Here is an 18,472-nt window from a genome sequence, read left to right on the forward strand (position 1 = left end):
GGCAACTAATGGTGGCTAAAAACACTAAAAAACGAAGCACAACGCAAAAACACTGTGCTTCGTTCTTTATTTTATGCGAAAAACCACTAACGTTTTCCTTTAATATAAGGCTTACCAGACGCCTTTGGTGCATTGGCTTTCCCAATGAATCCTGCAAGCGCTAGAATTGTTAAGACATACGGTAAAATCAATAAGATTACTTCCGGAATATCTTTTACGTACGGAATCGAAGCACCCGCGATACTTAATGACTGCGCTAAACCGAAGAATAACGCCGCACCTAATGCACCTAGTGGATGCCACTTACCAAAGATCATCGCCGCAATGGCCATGAAACCTTGTCCTGAAATCGTTAATGCACTGAAGTTACCAGCGATAGCCTGTGCATAGATTGCGCCACCAATACCACCTAGTGCACCTGAAATCATTACCGCGATATAACGCATTTTCGTTACATTGACACCCATTGTATCTGCGGCAACAGGATGTTCCCCTACTGCACGTAAACGTAAACCAAATGGCGTTTTATAAATAACGAACCATGCAAGAAATGCAACAGCAATTGCTAACACAGATGTCATGTGTAAATCATGGAAGAACATACGGCCAATAACAGGAATATCGCCTAATACCGGCACATCATAACGTCCAAAACGCTCTGAAATCGAATCCGTTTGTCCCTTATCATAAATCATTTTCACAGAGAATACAGCAAGCGCTAACCCTAACATGTTAAGCGCTACCCCAGTTACGGTTTGATCCGCTCGGAATGAAATCGCTGCAACAGCTAATAATAGTGAGAAGATGGCACCGACTACCATGGCAACTACTAAGCCTAACCACGGGGCCCATCCTGCTAGTTTATCTGCAAATGTTAAGTTGAAAATAACACTAATGAAGGCACCGATAATCATAATACCTTCAAGCCCGATATTAACAACACCTGAACGCTCCGTGAATACACCACCGATAGCTGTCATAATAAGCGGGGCCGCATAGAAAATGGCAGAAGGGATGATGAAGTATAACACATCTAAAAAGCTCATGTTATTTTCCCTCCTTTATTTTCTGAGTATCTTTATTTTTCTTGCCGAATTTTTCAAGACCTAATCGAATAAGGTAACCTGATGCGACGAAGAAGATGATTAATGCGATAACAATCGATACGATTTCTGTTGGAATGCCTGCTTCATTTGGCATATTCAAACCACCATTTTTCAGTGCACCGAATAAAATGGCACCTAATAGCACACCAAACGGTTGGTTAGCGCCTAATAAGGCAACGGCGATACCATCAAAACCAATACCTGTTGCAGCGGTCATTTTCATCATGTTGCCGAATGTACCAAGTGCTTCCATCGCACCACCAACACCCGCAAACATACCTGAGATGACCATTGCTAAAATAATATTACGACTAACATTCATCCCTGCATACTCAGAGGCATTCTTGTTGAAACCAACTGATTTCAACTCATAACCTAATGTTGTTTTTTCTAATAAAATCCACATAATAATAACAGCTAAAATTGCGACAACAAAGCCCCAGTGTAAACGAGAGAATTGTGTCATTGATGATAGCCATTCAGATGCAAGTGACGCAGATGGATAAATTTTATCCGTTTTCTCGCCGCCATCGCTAATTGCTGAAATGGCTGCGTTAGCTGTATGAAGGGCAATATAGTTCATCATAATTGTTACGATAACTTCATGCACTTGTAATTTTGCTTTTAATAATCCTGGAATAAAGGCCCAAATACCACCCGCTACTGCAGCTGCTAAAATTGCGACAACAGCATGTAAGCCTGTTGGCATTTCGAAGGCTTGACCAACATACGCTGCTGCAAGCCATCCCATAATTAATTGGCCTTCAACACCGATATTAAACATCCCTGTACGGAATGCAAAAGCGACCGCTAAACCAGAAAAAATATACGGTGTAATCGTACGAACGGTTTCACCTATATTATAAGTGTCACCAAATATCCCATTCCAAAGCGCTGAATACCCTGCCACTGGATTAAATCCTGAAACAAGCATCACAATCGCGCCGACAATTAATCCTAAAATAACTGAAACAACTGGCACGAGAATATTGACCATACGTTGTGACATTATTCTCCACCTACCTTATCTAATGATGGTTTTTTCACTGTTTGACCAGCCATTAATAAACCAAGCTGTTGTTCTGTTGTTTCTTGTGGTTTTACCGTATCAATAATATGTCCGTCATGAATAACTGCAATTGTATCCGATACGTTCATAACCTCGTCTAATTCAAACGAAATCAGTAATACAGCTTTTCCTTTATCACGTTGCTCGATTAGACGGCGGTGAATAAATTCGATTGCCCCTACATCCAACCCACGTGTTGGTAATGCCGCAATCAATAACTCTGGGTCACGATCGATTTCACGACCAATAATTGCTTTTTGTTGGTTACCACCTGATAATGCACGTGCCTCAGTTGATGCACTTGGTGTACGCACATCAAATTCTTGAATGATTTTTTCTGCTAATTTATCGATTTTTTTATAATCGATAATACCACCTTTAGAAATAGGCGATTGATAATAGGTTTGAAGTGCAATATTATGTCCAATTGGGAAATCCAATACCAGACCATGCTTATGACGGTCTTGTGGAATATGCCCCACGCCAGATTCTGTAATCTTACGTGGCTTCAACCCTGTAAGTTCTTGACCTTTTAAGAGTACCTTACCTGAAGATATCTTTCGAAGACCGGTGATTGCTTCGATTAGCTCGGATTGTCCATTACCATCAATACCAGCAATCCCCACAATCTCTCCAGCTCGGACGGTCAAACTTAAATCTTTCACGCGATCGACGCCTCGATTGTCTTTCACATTTAAACCTGTCACTTCTAAAATCGTTTCTTTCGGCGTAGCAGCCGTTTTTTCTGTTTTAAATACTACTTGACGACCTACCATCATCTCAGCTAGTTCATCTGGATTTGTCTGTGCAGTTGTCACAGTACCAATCCCTTGCCCTTTACGAATAATTGTTACACGATCTGAAACTTCCATAATTTCTTTTAGCTTATGCGTAATTAAGATAATCGACTTACCTTCTGAAATTAAGCGCTTCATAATTTGAATTAATTCCGTAATTTCTTGCGGTGTTAACGAAGCGGTTGGTTCATCGAAAATCAAAATCTCTGCACCACGGTAAAGCGTTTTTAGAATTTCCACACGTTGCTGCATACCTACTGAAATATCTTCAATTTTTGCATAGGCATCAACATTCAAACCATATTGTTCTGACAGTTGCTGCACTTTTTTAGCAGCTTTTTTAATATTTACTGTGCCGAGCGCTGTTGGCTCATTTCCCAAAATAATATTTTCCGTCACCGTGAAGTTTTCAACTAACATAAAGTGTTGGTGAACCATGCCGATACCTAAATCATTCGCTTTGTTTGGATCTGAAATCTTCACTTCTTCTCCACGAACTTTAATCGTACCTGCTTCTGGTTGATATAAACCAAACAGAACATTCATCAACGTCGATTTTCCTGCACCATTTTCTCCTAATAATGCATGAATTTCTCCTTTTGCTAATTGAAGGGTGATATTATCATTTGCTACAAAATCCCCAAATTGCTTACGGATATTAAGCATTTCGATCACATATTCCAATGTGCTCACTCCTTCAAAATTCTCTTAAAAATAGTTTGTAATGGATTTATAAGGTTAATTAAATTAACACATGTAAAAATTCGAAATGTTCAAATTTTTACATGTAATAAATTAAAAATTTATTACAAAATAAACATGAGGGCAGACATTTGCCCTCATGAAATACCGGACATAATCGCGGCAATACTACTATTTTTCTGGTTGCTCAGGAACTTCAATTTTACCAGCGATGATATCTTCTTTTGCTGCGTCAACTTCTTTTTGTGTTTTATCAGAAATTGCACCGTGTGAATCAGCAAGACCTACACCATCATCTTTAAGACCGTAAGTTACTGTTTCGCCACCTGGGAAATCACCATCAGCTGAACGTTTGATCATATCTTGCGCAGCAACGTCAACGCGTTTTAATACAGATGTCATCACAATATTTGTTTTATCGTCAACTTTACCTTCATCATATTGGTCACGGTCTACACCGATTGCCCATACGTCATTACCAGATTTTTTCTGAGCAATTGCTTCAGTGAATAAACCTTGACCTGTACCACCAGCTGCATGGAATACGATATCCGCGCCACCGTCATACATACGTTTAGAGATTGCTTGACCTTTCGCTGCGTCACCAAATGAACCAGCATATTGAACGTCAACTTTCACTTTAGGATCAGCTGCTTTAGCACCTGCTACGAAACCTGCTTCAAAACCACCGATGATATTACCTTCCATACCACCTAAGAAGCCAACTTTACCAGTTTTTGATTCTAATGCTGCGGCAACACCCGCTAAGTAAGAAGCTTCGTTTGCTTTAAACATAATTGATGTAACATTATCTAAATCTGGTACTACTGAATCGATAATAGCGATTTTCGCATCTTTTTGTTGAGCGGCTACTTCTTTCACTGAGTCTTCTAATTTAAATCCTACCGCAAATACTAAGTCAAAGTCACGACGAACTAAGTTGTTAATATTTGTTGTAAAATCAGAGTCAGAAGCTGATTGTAAATAATCGTAACCACCATCGCCTTTTTTCAAACCAGCCTCTTTCCCATAAGCTTGTAGACCTTCCCAAGTTGATTGGTTAAATGAACGGTCATCAATACCACCTGTATCCGTTACCATTGCTACTGAGAATGAATCTTTGTTGTCTCCACCTTTAGAATCGTCTTTCGAATCACTTGAACCACAAGCTGCCAATAAAGTACCTGACGCTAATAATGCTGTCAATGCTAAACCAATTTTACGCTTTTTCAATTTGGAGTCCTCCCAAAAAAGTGAAATTTTTATTTTTTGTATTGCTACGATAGCAGAAATGAATACGCTGATTTGTTATACACGCTTACGAACTACATGAAAGCTAAATTTATCAGCTCGGAAATAGTTGCGTGAGTAAAGAACCACTCGATCGTTATCATCATAGTGGAACTGCTTTAATACGAGTAAAGCTTGATCTGCTTTACAATTTAAGATTGGAGATACTTCATTGTGATAGCCAATAGGGTCAATATATGTCACTGCATATGACACGTGAATATCACCTGATTGTTCTAAAGATTGAAAAATCGATGGATTCTCCATCGTTAAAAAATCTGCCGATAGATAACTACTTGGCACTTGGTCTACACAATAGACGACGGGTTCCCCATCCGCTGTACGAACACGTTTAATCGTCATTATAGATTCATCTTCATCGCATTGAAAGCGCTTAATATCTTCTTCAGTCGAAATAGAAGCCGTGGAACTAATATATGTTGTGCCAGGCTCCATGCCTACTTCTTCGATCATTGAAGAAATGCTCGAAAGTTGTTCAATTCCTGATGTGAACACGGGTTTTGGGTTAACGAAAGTACCTACACCATGCCTGCGAACAATGATATTTTCCTCTTCCAACAGTCGCAATGCTTCACGAAGCGTTGCGCGACTGACTCCTAATGATTTAGAAAGTTCAAATTCTGATGGTAGTTTTTCATTTTCTTTAAAAACACCATTTTCAATATCCGTCTTTAAATGATCAATTACTTGGAGATACAGATGACGATGATCTGATTTTATAGCCATTCAAATCACCACCAATCAGTCATCAGACATCAGACGTAGAACATTTCTGCTAATCAGACAATACTATATCACTTTTAATTTAATAAATAAATAGCTTTAAACAAAAACTGTGTTAAAACAGCGAAAATTTTCTAACATTTATAATTTTTTCGTCAATTGTATAGTAAAAAAATGCAGGGATTCCAAAAACTTCCCTGCATTTATATCAATTTACTTACTTATTAATATTTGACGTGGCTTACTTTTTTCCGCAGGACCTACAACACCATGTTCTTCCATCTGATCCATGATGCGAGCAGCTCTCGCATAGCCAATTTTTAACTTGCGCTGTAAAAATGATACAGATGCATTGTCCTGTTCTACAACAAGGCGCACCGCTTCATTATAAAGCTCATCTGTATCCTCATCTGCCTCAGGTGCAATGTCCTCATCTGTTGGAATCATTTCTTCTTGGTATTGTGCTTTTTGCTGACTAATGACATATGCGACAATATCTTGTACTTCTTCATCTGAAACAAATGCACCTTGAACACGTGTCGGTTTTGATTCACCAGAAGGTAGGAATAGCATATCCCCACGTCCTAGTAAACGCTCTGCCCCGCCCATATCCAAAATAGTACGTGAATCAATTTGTGACGATACAGCGAATGCAATACGAGATGGAATATTCGCCTTAATAACTCCCGTTAACACATTTACAGAAGGTCTTTGAGTGGCAATAATTAAATGAATGCCTGCCGCACGCGCCATTTGTGCTAAACGCATAATCGAATCTTCTACATCGCCTGCTGCTACAAGCATTAAATCAGCAAGTTCATCCACAATCACAACAATAAAAGGTAAATGTGGATGCTTTTCATTATTTTCTTCGTTAAATCGATCTACATGTTTATTATAACCTTCAATATTTCTTGTGCCTGTATGTGAAAATAAATCATAGCGTCGTTCCATCTCACTAACTACTTTCTTTAGGGCTTCAGAAGCTTTGCGTGGGTCCGTTACAACGGGTGCCAATAGATGCGGCACACCATTATAAACACTTAATTCAACCATTTTAGGGTCAATCATCATCATTTTTACTTCATGTGGTTTAGCCCGCATTAAAATACTAATAATAATACTATTAATACAAACTGATTTACCACTACCAGTAGAACCTGCTACTAATAAATGTGGCATTTTGTTTAATTTTGTTAGTTTTGCCTCTCCTGAAATATCGCGACCTAAGCCAACAACCAATTTTTCATCTGGTTTATTACTTGGAGAAGCTTCTAATACAGAACGTAAGCTAACCATTGAAATTTCTTTATTCGGCACTTCAATCCCCACAGCAGATTTACCTGGAATTGGCGCTTCAATACGAATATCTTTTGCAGCTAATGCCAATGCCATATCATCTTGTAAATTAACGATTTTACTAACCTTCACGCCACGTTCAGGTAAAACTTCATATTCTGTAACAGCTGGCCCCAAATGCACTTCTGTCACATTAGCCTGAACACCAAAAGCATCTAATGTTTGCTCAATCGTTCTAGCATTTTGTTCAATAACTTCAAATTCAGCAGACTGATCTTTTACGGGCGGCAAGGCGAGTAAATCCATTTTTGGTAAATCATAAGCCTCATTTTGTACTATACCCGCTTCTGACATAATAGTATCTTGTTGTTTCTGTGAATTTTTGTCTATTTTTTCCTCTTCTTTAACTACTGGTTGTTCTTCTTCGACTGCAATATTTTGCGTATAAGCTGAAATGTTCAACGCTGGTTTTTTTATACTGTCAGATTTACTATCTGCTATAACAGTTTCTTCTTTAGCTTTCTGACTAGTTTTGTGTTGCTTTGACTTATCAGAAATAACTGGCTCTAGCTCTTCTTCCATTTTTTCTTCACGAGCATACATAACCTCGTCACGTCTTTTAGCAATTTCCTCACGCCACTTTGGAATTTGTTCCATTAAATACGGTACAAGTGCTTTCCCTGTCAATAAGATGATGCCAATCGCAATAAATAATACAGCTACTATTTTCGACCCTGTCATGTCCACGAGATTGTGAAATACTGCATACAAAACCGTTCCTAAAAGGCCGCCTCCAAGAAACCCATCTGGTTCTATATACGATTTTTCATGTACAATTAAGCCCCAGCTTTCGCTTAAAATACTTGTATTACGGTCAATCGATTCTCCATTATATAAATCATTAAACATCGCAATATGACTAAACAATGTCACACTACATAATAAACTGATGACACCCCAAATATAGCGATTTTTAAATGCTGGTAGCGTACGTCGCATCATCAAATAAACCGCATACCAAATCATAAAGATTGGTAATAATAAATGCCAATTACCAATTAATAATTTACTGAGTCCTTGAAAAAAACGCCCAATTAAACCAAACTGAAACATTGTAATAAAAGCAACTGCTATTAAAACTAGTCCGACAATTTCATAAGACAAGGAAGGTCGCTTTTTTGCTGTCGCTTGTTTTTTCATCGGTGTTTTACGAGCATTAGGCTTCTTTGAAGACTTACGCTTCGTTGTTGTCGTTTGTTGTTTGCGAGTCGTCGTTTGCTTTGTCTTGTTCGACGCCATGCCGTCACCTACTTTCTTTCTTCATTATACCTTGTAGTAAAAATGAAAAAAAGGATTCCCTGCCAAGAGGCAAGGAATCCCTTTTAGAATAATTAATATTCCATGATAATTGGAATAATCATTGGACGACGTTTTGTTTTTTGGTATAAGTAACCATTTAACGTATCACGAATTTCTTGTTTAATACTTGTCCATTCATAAGAACCTTTTGTTACGTATTTTTCAACAACGCCTCGTACAAGTTTTGCTGATTCATCCATTAGCTCTTCAGATTCACGTACATACACGAACCCACGAGATAAGATTTCTGGACCTGAGGCAATTTTTTTCAATTTACGATTAATTGTTACAACAACGATGAAAATACCATCTTGTGATAGTAATTTACGATCACGCAATACGATGTTACCCACATCGCCGACACCAATACCATCGATTAATACATTACCCGCTGTTACGCGGCCAGCCATACGCATTTTACCATTTTTGTATTCAACAATATCACCTTTATCCGCGATAAAGATTTGTGATTTTTGTAAACCGACATCTTGCGCTAATTTTGAATGCGTAATTAACATACGATATTCACCTTGGATTGGGATAAAGTATTTAGGTTGCATTAGATTTAGCATTAATTTTAAATCTTCTTGTGAACCATGTCCTGATACGTGAACTTTTTTATCTGCTGAGAATACTTTTGCACCTAGCTTAGATAATTCATTCATTGTATCAGCCATTTGCACTTCCATGCTTGGAGATGGTGTAAATGTAATTAAAACCGTATCATTTTGTTTAATGCGTAAATCGCGGTGGTGTTTACGGATAATTTTTTCTAATCCTTCAAGTGGTTCACCTTGATTACCTGTAATAATTGCAACGATTTCATTATCTTCATAATCAGACATTTTATTAACTGGAATGATTTTTTCTGAATCAATTTCTAAATAGCCTAAACGCATACCTACTTCAAAAATTGTTTCTAAGCTGCGACCTACGATTGCTACTTTACGACCTGAAGCAATTGCCTGATCAAATACTTGTTGAATACGAATGAAGTTAGATGCGTATAACGCTACTAGAATACGGCCTTCTGCTTTGTGGAATGTTTTTTCTAAACGAGTTTTTACAACGTTCTCTGATAATGTATAGCCTTCTTTTTCAGCTTCTGTAGAATCTGACATTAAGATGAATACACCTTCATCACCAAGCGCTGCCATTTTAGCGATGTCTGGGCGATATTTACCTTTTGCTGATTGATCAAATTTAAATTCACCTGTATGAACGATAGCACCCTCTGATGTATGGAATACAACACCTAATGAGTCTGGAATACTATGCGTTGTATGGAAGAATGTCACATACGTCGTTTTAAAGTTCATACGGCTTTTGTTTGTTACCTCAAAGAATTTTACTTGATGAGGCGCTGGATTTGCTTTTAAATGTTCTTTTGCTAACGCAATTGTTAAACGAGAGCCATATACTGGTGCATTTACTTTACTTAATAAGTAAGCCACCGAACCGATAGCATCTTCGTGACCATGTGTTAAGAAAATCCCTTTGACACGATCTTTATTTTCTACTAAGTAACTCATATCTGGAATGACATAATCAATCCCTAACATTTCGTCCTCTGGAAACATTAATCCACTATCTACTACGAAAATATCATCGTCGATTTCGACAACGTACATCGCTTTACCGATTTCACTCACGCCACCTAGTGGAATAACGCGAATCGTTTCATTTTTAATTTTTGCCACTTCTTTTCCTCCTAAAATATATCCCGTACAGCAACCACTTACACTCATTATAATTGTTTACCCAATATTACACAATTAAAAAAATGTCAATTCATGCCGTTATATCACGTTTCCAAAAAAAAAGAGTATCTAGATTTTCTCTAGAATACTCTCGGTCAATTAATCTACTTAAACCGTAGCAAAAGATTTTTGTTGTTCAAAATAAGCATCCCATACAATATCAAATGCTGCCTTCTCTTCATCTGTTAACGCTACGATTGGTAAACGTACATTCTCATTACATAAACCTAATTTTGATAACGCATATTTAACTGGTGATGGACTTGGTTGCGCGAATAATGCTCGAATTAACGGTAATAATGCTTGATGAATTTTTGCTGCTTCTGCATGACGGCCCTCTTTAAATAAAGAAATCATCGTTTGCATATCATTCCCAACAACATGTGCCGCTACTGATATAACACCATGTCCACCAACTGCTAATAATGGTAATGTAATGCCGTCATCCCCACTATACACTTTGAAATCATCTGGAGTTGAAGCAAGGATTTCAGACATTTGGTCTAAATCACCACTTGCTTCTTTAATGATTTGGATATTTGGTACTTGTGCCAGTTTGGCAACCGTTTCCGGTGCAATATTAATGCCTGTACGTCCTGGAATATTATAAAGCATTACTGGAATATCTACAGACTGCGCAATATCAACAAAGTGAGCGTAGATTCCGCGTTGATTTGGCTTATTATAGTAAGGTGCTACTAGCATAACACCATCTACCCCAGCAACTTCAGCTTTTTGAGCCATAATTTTTGAGTAGTATGTTTCATTATCACCAACACCTGCAATAACTGGTACACGACCGTTAACGCGGTCTACTGTATATTTTAAAACATCTAATTTTTCTTCCGTTGACAATGTTGGAACTTCTCCTGTTGTGCCTAATACAACAATTGTATCTGTTCCAGTTGAAATTAAATGTTCAATCATACCCGCTAAATGTTTATAGTCTACCATTGCTCCATCTTTCGTAAATGGTGTGACCATTGCTGTTCCAATATTACCTAAATCCATTTTTGCCATCCCCTTAAATTTTATAGTAAGCCGTCTTCAAGCATTGCTTCTGCAATTTGCACTGAGTTAAGTGCTGCACCTTTTAATAGATTGTCTGATACAACCCACAGATGGAAGCCTTTATCATTATTTAAATCTTTACGAATACGACCTACAAACGTTTCACCTTTACCTTCTGCTTCAAGTGGTGTTGGGTATTCTTGGTTTGCTGGATCATCTTGTAATACAACCCCTGGTGCAGCTTTTAAGACATTTTGAATATCTGCAACTGTAACACCTGCTTGTTCTACTTCGATAAAAATTGATTCAGAGTGCCCCGCTACAACAGGAACACGTACACAAGTTGCTGCTACTGGTAGTTCAGGTGCATGCATAATTTTTTTTGTTTCATTAATCATTTTCATTTCTTCGTATGTAAAACCATTATCAGTGAAAACATCGATTTGTGGTAATACATTACGTGCGATTGGGAAGTGACGTTTATCGCCTTTAACTGGTAAAATAGTTGCTTCTACATCTTTCCCTTTTTCCCATTGTACACTTTGCTCATGCAGTTCTTCGATTGCACTCACACCAGAGCCTGATACAGCTTGATATGTTGACACAATTAAATTATTTAAACCGTATGCTTGACGAATTGGCTCAAGTGCTACCATCATTTGAATTGTTGAACAGTTTGGATTTGCAATAATTCCTTTATGTTCTTTAATATCTGCACGATTTACTTCTGGCACAACAAGCGGAACATCGGGGTCCATACGAAATGCACTCGTATTATCAATTACGACCGCGCCTCGTTCTGCTGCAGCATGTGCTAATGCCGTTGATACAGAACCACCTGCTGAAAATAATGCTACATCGACTCCTTCAAATGATTCCGGTGTTGCTTCTTCAAGTACATATGTTTCGCCATTGAATGATAACTCCTTGCCAGCAGAACGCTTTGATGCAAGTAACTTCAATTTACCTACTGGAAACTTTCGCTTTGAAAGTTGCTCCATCATTTTTGTTCCTACCGCTCCTGTAGCACCGACAACTGCTACTGTTAATTGTTTCGTCATCATCCATCTCTCCCTATGTTTATAAAAAACTATAATTGGCGTTATTGTATCACAATAATTCAGTATTGTGTATAATAATCCGACTATTTTGGATATTCTAGCATTTTAAAGCGTTTACATAACGAAATATGACATGAACTGAAGTTTTCATTTAGACAAAAAAAGAAATGAGATGCATTTGACCGCATCTCATTTCTCTATTTTTCTTTATCACTAAAAATAACAGACCTAGCATGTGGTTTCGTTAAAATACGTTCAATTACACGTTCAACACTTGCCTCTGATACCGCAGCCAATTCCGCTAAAGCTTGTTCTACTGTTCGCTCTTCCCCGTATGTTAATTCATTTCGTGCATTACGGTTCATGTAATCAAAACTCGTTTCTAAGCCTAATAATAAACCACTTTCTAATTGAATTTTTGCACGTTGAATTTCTTCTAACGTTACACCATTATTTTTAATATCCTCAATAACCGCAAGAATCGTTTCTTCCATTTGAGCAAGCTGTTTCATCGATGTACCACCATAAATCATCCATGCGCCCATATCTTCATAAGAAGAATAATATGAATAAACACTGTATGCTAATGCTTTTTCTTCACGAACTTTTTGGAATAAACGTGAAGACATCGAATCCCCAATAATATTGTTTAATACAAGTAAGCTAACGATGTCTGGATCCGAAACTGCTAGGCCTTCATACCCTAGTACAAGATGAGCTTGTTCAATCGCCATTTTTCGTTCTACTGCATCTGCATGGAAGATTGGTTTTGTATGATGTACCTGTTCACGTGCCTCATTATCAAATTGATTAAATGTTTCTATAACAAAATCAATGAGTGCATCATCAATATTACCCGCTAATGAAATAATCACTTCACTCGGTGTATAATGTTCATTCATAAATGCTTTAATTTTTTCTTTCGTAAAAGTGCGAAGTGTTTCCTCTGTCCCTAAAATGGGTGCCGCCATTTGTGAACCGGCAAACATTGTTTGCCATAAACGTTCATCTACGCTATCCTCTGGATCATCCTCACTCATCGCAATTTCTTCTAATATAACTTGGCGTTCTTTTTCAATATCTTCTTCACGAAATGCTGAATTAAAAAATAAATCAGCTAAAAGGGCAATCGTTTTTCGTGCCTCGTAATCAAGCGATACAGCATAATAACAAGTCTGGTCCTTTGAAGTAAATGCATTTGTCTGTGCACCTAATCGGTCAAATTCCTCTGCTAGTTGTTTTGCTGTACGTTCAGATGTCCCTTTGAACAACATATGTTCAATAAAATGTGTTAACCCATTGTCTTCAGGTTTTTCATAGCGAGAACCCACATTCACAAAAATACCAATCGCTACCGAGCGCATATGTGGCATTTTTTCTGTAATAATTCTTAAGCCATTAGGGCATACTTGTTTTGTTGTCATATTCGCCTGCTAATTCATTTTTTACAATTAAATTAACAGCTTTCACCTCACTTTTAATCTCCATTTTACTCAGCCTACTATAGCACAACAACACAAAAAAAGCGCAATACATGGCGTATTACACTTTATTTTATAAAAATACTAAATTTCTTCTACAGCTGCTTTCTCTTCTTGAATAACAACTTTGCGTGATAAGTTCACACGATGTTTCGCATCAACTTCAATACATTTCACACGTAATTCATCACCTAATTTTAAAACATCTTCAACATTATTTGTACGTTCTTCTTGGATTTCAGAAATATGAAGCAAGCCGTCTTTACCTGGGAAAATTTCTAAGAAAGCACCGAATTTTTCAATACGTTTTACTTTCCCCATGAAATATTCGCCAACTTGTGCTTCGCGAACAATTCCTTCAATCATTTCTTGCGCTTTTTGAATCATCTCTTGATCAACAGAAGCAATGAAAATCGTACCATTTTGTTCAGTATCAATCTTAACACCCGTTTCATCAATGATTTTATTAATTTGCTTACCCCCAGGTCCAATAACATCACGAATTTTTTCTGGTTTAATTTGCATTTTTTTGATTTTCGGAGCATGTGTTGATAACTCTTCACGAGGACCTGATAATGTTGCAAGCATCGAATCTAAAATAATCATACGACCACGTTTCGCTTGTTCTAATGCTTCTTCTAAAATTGCACGGTTAATGCCATCAATTTTAATATCCATTTGAAGTGCCGTTACACCTTTAGCTGTACCTGCTACTTTAAAGTCCATATCACCAAGATGATCTTCCATACCTTGAATATCTGTTAATACCGCATAGTTGTCACCTTTTTTCACAAGACCCATTGCGATACCTGCTACAGGTGCTTTTAATGGTACACCAGCATCCATCATTGCAAGACAAGAACCACAAATTGATGCTTGTGACGTCGAGCCATTTGATTCAAGCACTTCTGATACACAACGAATTGTGTAAGGGAAATCTTTTTCATCTGGAATGACAGCAAGTAATGCACGTTCACCTAAAGCACCATGCCCAATTTCACGACGACCAGGACCACGCATTGGACCAACTTCACCAACTGAGAATTGAGGGAAGTTGTAATGATGCATGAAACGTTTATTCTCTTCGACACCTAAGCCATCAATTAATTGCACTTCTGATAATGAGCCTAATGTACAAACAGATAACGCTTGTGTTTGACCACGTGTAAATAAGCCTGAACCATGCGCACGAGGAAGTAAATTCACTTCTGAAGAAAGTGGACGAATTTCATCTAATTTACGACCATCAGGACGAATTTTTTCATCCGTAATTAAACGACGTACTTCATCCTTAACCATTTTATCCAATACCTGTGAAACTTGTTTTAATTGCGCTTCTGCATCTGCAACATCGCCAATTTTCTCAGTATAAGCTTCCATTACAAGTGCTTTTACTGCATTAATTGCTTCATCACGTGCATGCTTCTCATATGTTTGAATAGCAGCGATCATTTGAGGTTCATATGCATCATTGATTTCTGCAATAAGCGTAGCATCTAACTCATGTAATTCCACAGCCATTTTTTCTTTTCCACATTCAGCTGCAATTTTTTCTTGGAAAGCGATGACCTTTTTAATTTCTTCGTGACCGAAAAGAATTGCTTCAAGCATTGTTTCTTCAGGAACTTCTAGTGCTCCCGCTTCTACCATGTTGATTGCTTCCTTTGTACCAGCTACTGCTAAGTTAATTAACGATACGGCTTCTTGTTCTGGTGTTGGATTGACAATAAACTCACCATCAATCAAACCAATTTGCACGCCGGCAATTGGTCCATCAAATGGAATGTCGGATACCATAAGCGCTAAAGAAGATCCCAACATAGCAGCCATTTCAGTTGAACAATCTGGATCTGCAGACATAACCATTGAAATAACTTGTACTTCATTACGGAAGCCATCTGGGAATAATGGGCGAATTGGACGATCAATTAAGCGTGACGTTAAGATTGCTTTTTCAGAAGCACGACCTTCACGTTTAATAAAGCCTCCTGGAATTTTACCTGCCGCATACATCTTTTCTTCATAATTCACTGTTAATGGAAAGAAATCTGTTTGCTTTGGTTTCTTTGATGCTGTCGCATTACATAACACAGCTGTATCACCATAGCGAACCATTACTGCACCATTTGCTTGTTTTGCTAATTGACCGACTTCAATTTGAAGTGGACGGCCAGCCCATTCATAGGTATACACCTTTTTTTCGCTCATTGTAAAATGAACTCCTCTCTACGATTATCTAACACCATTTTTTATCTATGTAGTAGTATATTTTATCAAATTTCATCATTTTTAACATCTAGGAAATGTTTGAAAACATAAGAAAAAGCGGGGCTAGCCCGCTTTTGTGTGCTGAATTAAATTCTAGCGACGTAAACCTAATTTTTGAATAGTTTCGCGGTAACGAGTTACATCGTTTTCACGAAGGTATTTTAATAGGTTACGACGACGACCTACCATTTTGAATAAACCGCGACGAGAGTGGTGATCCTTTTTGTGTGTACGTAAGTGATCGTTTAATAAATTGATTTCTGCAGTTAGTACAGCGATTTGTACTTCTGGAGAACCAGTATCACTTTCGTGTGTGCGGAATTCCGCGATGATTTCGTTTTTACGTTCTTTTGTTAGAGCCATGCTCTACACCTCCTAAAATTATAAAAACCCCCATTTACTGAGTTCATCGTTGGAGAATCGATTGACCAAGTAATGGTTGTCCGTGATTAAATCACTTAAAGAAGTGTATCATATAAAGGCTTTATGTTGCAACTATATTCACATCATTTGCAAGTATAGTTCTTTATTTTTAGCCATTACATTCTTATCACGCGTATGGATTATTTTTGTGCCTCAAAATATTCCATACATTGTTGTTTGTCCGCTTGTAATTGTGCAATAAGCGCTTCAATACCATTAAAACGTTGTTCATCGCGCAAACGTTTATACCAATCAATCGCTACTTCTTCTCCGTAAATATTACGATCAAAATCAAAAATATTTACTTCAATTGTTAGTAGTTTTTCATCTGGATTTTTAAATGTTGGTTTAAAACCAATATTACACATACCTTCATACCATTCATCTTGCACACGAATTTTCACAACATAGACGCCATTTGCCGGAATAAATGTTCCTTCAGGTACTTGAACATTTGCTGTTGGGAAACCAATTTGACGACCTCGTTTGTCCCCATGAACGACGACACCTGGTGTTTGATATGGTCGTCCTAATAATGTTTGAACTTCTTCAATATTGCCCTCTTTTAGTAGTCCTCGAATACGTGTTGAACTCACCTTATCGTCACCATCCTCTAATTTTTCTACAACTTGTACGGAAATATCCGTACCACAAAGCTCTCTCATCACATCCATATTACCGCAACCTCGACTACCAAACGTATAATCAAAGCCTGCAGTTACATGAACTACATTTAAATCTCTTACAAATAATTGTACGAAATCTTCTGGACTTAATTTAGCAAAATCAGATGTAAAACGTACGACAAATAATGTATCAACACCTAATTTTTCTAAAACCTCGATTTTTTGTTGAAGCGGTGTAATGTAAAAAATAGCTTCTTTACGTCCCCCTAAAACAAGCGAAGGATGCGGATCAAAGGTCATTACCGCTAACTTTGTATTCGTTTGTTTTGCCTTTTCTTTCGCTGCATTGATTACCTTTTGATGACCTCTATGTACGCCGTCAAAAAAGCCTAATGCGAGTGAATAAGGGCCACTCACTTCTTCTGTGTGAATGTGATGTGGATACATCAATTGAATCACTTGCATTGAACGTTCCTCCTAATCTATGTTTGGAAACATTTTTTCAGGTTTCATTTGATCTTTTTTAGATGGATGTTTCACATATACCGCCACGGCTTTTTGCTGTTCTACAAAGACTAGTTTATCATGTTCTACTAGCTCTGGGTGCATTGGAAGGACCATACCATTTTTCACTTGTTTTTCATTTTGCTCTGTTATTTCTTGTTGAGGAAAATCAGACAGTGCTGTTTCTAATGGACGAATCACTTCATTTAAGCGCTCTTCATCAGCCAGTAACTGTAGTTCTGCTAAAGTTACACATTGCTCGCGTGTATAACTACCTGACATCACACGTGTTAATTGCGCCATGTGAGCAGGGTATCCTAATAACTCGCCGATTTGAACAGCTAATGTACGAATATACGTGCCTTTACCACAATGAATGCGTACAGAAAAAGTTACTTCTTTACCCGAATAGGCATCTTCATTATCAAGTAATTCAATACTATAAATCATCACTTCACGACTTGGACGCTCAACTGTTTCACCTGCACGAGCATATTCATACAATTTACGGCCATTCACTTTAACAGCTGAAAACATCGGGGGGACTTGTGTAATCTTCCCTGTTAACTTTTCAAATACCTTTTCTAATTCTTTACGAGAAAAATGTTTATCCTCAACATTTTCTTCAACCGTATCGCCTTCTGCATCTTCTGTCGTTGTTGATCGTCCGATTGAAATCACCGCTTCATATACCTTTCCCGCATCGGTAATATATTCTGCTAAACGTGTTGCATTACCTAAACAAATCGGTAATACGCCATCAACACCAGGGTCAAGTGTTCCTGTGTGCCCTACTTTTTTCATTCTTAAAATTTTTCTCACTTTAAATACGCAGTCATGTGACGTCATTCCGCGTTCTTTCCATAAAGGTAAAATACCGTGCATGTTCATTCTCCTTTGTTGCTATTCATTCTTTAAGAATAGCTTTTTGCGTGTATGATTTCAATAAAAAAGACTGAGGAGCCGAAGCTT

Annotated in this window: 14 protein-coding genes; all 14 read right to left on the reverse strand. The window is 37.7% G+C overall.

What is annotated here, in order from left to right:
* Positions 1 to 86: 86 nt before the first annotated feature.
* Positions 87 to 1,046 (reverse strand): ABC transporter permease, encoded by a 960-nt coding sequence (locus tag QI30_RS10180; protein ID WP_126990732.1) that lies wholly within the window; start codon positions 1,044 to 1,046, stop codon positions 87 to 89.
* 1 nt (position 1,047) lies between these two features.
* Complete coding sequence (locus QI30_RS10185; RefSeq protein ID WP_126990733.1) at positions 1,048 to 2,115, reverse strand: ABC transporter permease; 1,068 nt, start codon at positions 2,113 to 2,115, stop codon at positions 1,048 to 1,050.
* A complete protein-coding gene (locus QI30_RS10190; protein ID WP_126990734.1) occupies positions 2,115 to 3,656 on the reverse strand; it encodes an ABC transporter ATP-binding protein in 1,542 nt (513 codons plus the stop codon). Before QI30_RS10190 ends, QI30_RS10185 begins: the two co-directional genes overlap by 1 nt.
* A 189-nt stretch (positions 3,657 to 3,845) precedes the next feature.
* Positions 3,846 to 4,907, reverse strand: a complete 1,062-nt coding sequence (locus tag QI30_RS10195; protein ID WP_020189500.1) for a BMP family lipoprotein — start codon at positions 4,905 to 4,907, stop codon at positions 3,846 to 3,848.
* Between the two features lie 75 nt (positions 4,908 to 4,982).
* Positions 4,983 to 5,711, reverse strand: a complete 729-nt coding sequence (locus QI30_RS10200) for a GntR family transcriptional regulator (RefSeq protein WP_020189499.1) — start codon at positions 5,709 to 5,711, stop codon at positions 4,983 to 4,985.
* A 210-nt stretch (positions 5,712 to 5,921) separates the two neighbouring features.
* Positions 5,922 to 8,306, reverse strand: coding sequence for an FtsK/SpoIIIE family DNA translocase (locus tag QI30_RS10205; protein WP_126990735.1), 2,385 nt, complete (start codon positions 8,304 to 8,306; stop codon positions 5,922 to 5,924).
* Between the two features lie 92 nt (positions 8,307 to 8,398).
* A complete protein-coding gene (locus tag QI30_RS10210; RefSeq protein WP_020189497.1) occupies positions 8,399 to 10,066 on the reverse strand; it encodes a ribonuclease J in 1,668 nt (555 codons plus the stop codon).
* 168 nt (positions 10,067 to 10,234) lie between these two features.
* Entirely contained in the window at positions 10,235 to 11,137 is a 903-nt protein-coding gene (dapA, locus tag QI30_RS10215) for a 4-hydroxy-tetrahydrodipicolinate synthase (protein WP_020189496.1), read from the reverse strand.
* Between the two features lie 20 nt (positions 11,138 to 11,157).
* On the reverse strand, positions 11,158 to 12,198 hold the full coding sequence (locus QI30_RS10220; protein WP_126990736.1) for an aspartate-semialdehyde dehydrogenase: 1,041 nt from the start codon (positions 12,196 to 12,198) through the stop codon (positions 11,158 to 11,160).
* Positions 12,199 to 12,395: 197 nt separating this feature from the next.
* Positions 12,396 to 13,622, reverse strand: a complete 1,227-nt coding sequence (locus QI30_RS10225) for a M16 family metallopeptidase (RefSeq protein ID WP_126990737.1) — start codon at positions 13,620 to 13,622, stop codon at positions 12,396 to 12,398.
* Positions 13,623 to 13,763: 141 nt separating this feature from the next.
* Positions 13,764 to 15,887, reverse strand: a complete 2,124-nt coding sequence (pnp, locus tag QI30_RS10230; RefSeq protein WP_020189491.1) for a polyribonucleotide nucleotidyltransferase — start codon at positions 15,885 to 15,887, stop codon at positions 13,764 to 13,766.
* 153 nt (positions 15,888 to 16,040) lie between these two features.
* A complete protein-coding gene (rpsO, locus tag QI30_RS10235; RefSeq protein WP_010286308.1) occupies positions 16,041 to 16,310 on the reverse strand; it encodes a 30S ribosomal protein S15 in 270 nt (89 codons plus the stop codon).
* A gap of 200 nt (positions 16,311 to 16,510) precedes the next feature.
* The gene (locus QI30_RS10240; RefSeq protein WP_126990738.1) at positions 16,511 to 17,461 is read right to left on the reverse strand and encodes a bifunctional riboflavin kinase/FAD synthetase; all 951 of its coding nucleotides are present in this window, start codon (positions 17,459 to 17,461) and stop codon (positions 16,511 to 16,513) included.
* A 12-nt stretch (positions 17,462 to 17,473) separates the two neighbouring features.
* Entirely contained in the window at positions 17,474 to 18,385 is a 912-nt protein-coding gene (gene truB / locus QI30_RS10245) for a tRNA pseudouridine(55) synthase TruB (RefSeq protein ID WP_126990739.1), read from the reverse strand.
* Positions 18,386 to 18,472: the final 87 nt, after the last annotated feature.

The organism is Candidatus Kurthia intestinigallinarum, assembly GCF_003991225.1.
Lineage (GTDB): Bacteria > Bacillota > Bacilli > Bacillales_A > Planococcaceae > Kurthia > Kurthia populi.

Excerpts from the sequence above, each read along its gene's own strand:
- QI30_RS10220 (WP_126990736.1), bottom strand. The coding sequence starts at position 12,198 with ATGACGAAACAATTAACAGTAGCAGTTGTCGGTGCTACAGGAGCGGTA.
- QI30_RS10200 (WP_020189499.1), bottom strand. The coding sequence starts at position 5,711 with ATGGCTATAAAATCAGATCATCGTCATCTGTATCTCCAAGTAATTGAT.
- pnp (WP_020189491.1), bottom strand. The coding sequence starts at position 15,887 with ATGAGCGAAAAAAAGGTGTATACCTATGAATGGGCTGGCCGTCCACTT.
- rpsO (WP_010286308.1), bottom strand. The coding sequence starts at position 16,310 with ATGGCTCTAACAAAAGAACGTAAAAACGAAATCATCGCGGAATTCCGC.
- QI30_RS10205 (WP_126990735.1), bottom strand. The coding sequence starts at position 8,306 with ATGGCGTCGAACAAGACAAAGCAAACGACGACTCGCAAACAACAAACG.
- QI30_RS10225 (WP_126990737.1), bottom strand. The coding sequence starts at position 13,622 with ATGACAACAAAACAAGTATGCCCTAATGGCTTAAGAATTATTACAGAA.
- QI30_RS10180 (WP_126990732.1), bottom strand. The coding sequence starts at position 1,046 with ATGAGCTTTTTAGATGTGTTATACTTCATCATCCCTTCTGCCATTTTC.
- QI30_RS10240 (WP_126990738.1), bottom strand. The coding sequence starts at position 17,461 with ATGCAAGTGATTCAATTGATGTATCCACATCACATTCACACAGAAGAA.
- QI30_RS10185 (WP_126990733.1), bottom strand. The coding sequence starts at position 2,115 with ATGTCACAACGTATGGTCAATATTCTCGTGCCAGTTGTTTCAGTTATT.
- truB (WP_126990739.1), bottom strand. The coding sequence starts at position 18,385 with ATGCACGGTATTTTACCTTTATGGAAAGAACGCGGAATGACGTCACAT.
- dapA (WP_020189496.1), bottom strand. The coding sequence starts at position 11,137 with ATGGATTTAGGTAATATTGGAACAGCAATGGTCACACCATTTACGAAA.